The sequence below is a fragment of the Aquamicrobium sp. LC103 genome (assembly GCF_001014615.2).
Taxonomy (GTDB): Bacteria; Pseudomonadota; Alphaproteobacteria; order Rhizobiales; family Rhizobiaceae; genus LBCQ02.
Window position 1 is genome coordinate 1 of the sequence record NZ_LBCQ02000033.1, and the last position, 722, is coordinate 722.

At 67.5% G+C, this 722-nt stretch carries 1 protein-coding gene; it reads right to left on the minus strand.

What is annotated here, in order from left to right; translation table 11 throughout:
- Positions 1-722 (minus strand): cadherin-like beta sandwich domain-containing protein (locus XW59_RS29220; RefSeq protein ID WP_047149111.1); only part of this gene is annotated, 722 nt, incomplete at both ends.

Sequence of the window (722 nt, forward strand, 5' to 3'; positions counted from 1 at the left end):
TCGCCCGCATATGTTGGGCTTGAGGCGAAGACGAGGCGATAGATTTGGTCGTCGCGCTCGATCTGGGCGGTGCCTGCGTCGGCATCGGAGAGGTCGACGATCGCCGCATCGGTGAACGGACCACCGCTCGCGCCTTCGGTCAGATCGACCGATGCCGTCTCGCCCGCGGTGATTTCGATGGTGCGGGAAATGACGGTGGGCACCGGCTGTGCTCGCTCGACCGTCACTGTATAGGTCAGGATCGTCGTGCCGTCCTCGGCTGTGACGACGACCGGAATTGCGGTCGAGCCGACTGCCAGTGCGACCGCCTGGCTGGCACGGCCGGAAGCGACCGACTGGCCGTCGACGGTGATCGTCGCTCCGGCCCCATCGGCGGTCGGCGTCAGCGCCAGGTGCTCGACGGCATTGGCGACCGCCACATCATAGTCGAGCGTATCGGCACTGAAGACCGGGTTGAGGGTGCCAGTGCTCGGCGCCAGTCCCGCCAGCCTTGCATTGGTGGACGCCGTCCGGGTCACCGTCACGGTATAGGTCCGGGTCGTCGCGTTGTCCTCGGCGGTCACCACGACCGGGATCGCCGTCGTGCCGACCGCGAGCGCGATCTGCTGGCTGGCGCTGCCCGATGCGACCGTCTGGCCGCCGACGGTGATCGCCGCATTGGGCCCTGTAGCGGTGGGCGTCAACGTGATGCTGTCGGTCGCGTTGTCGACGGCAACGCCATA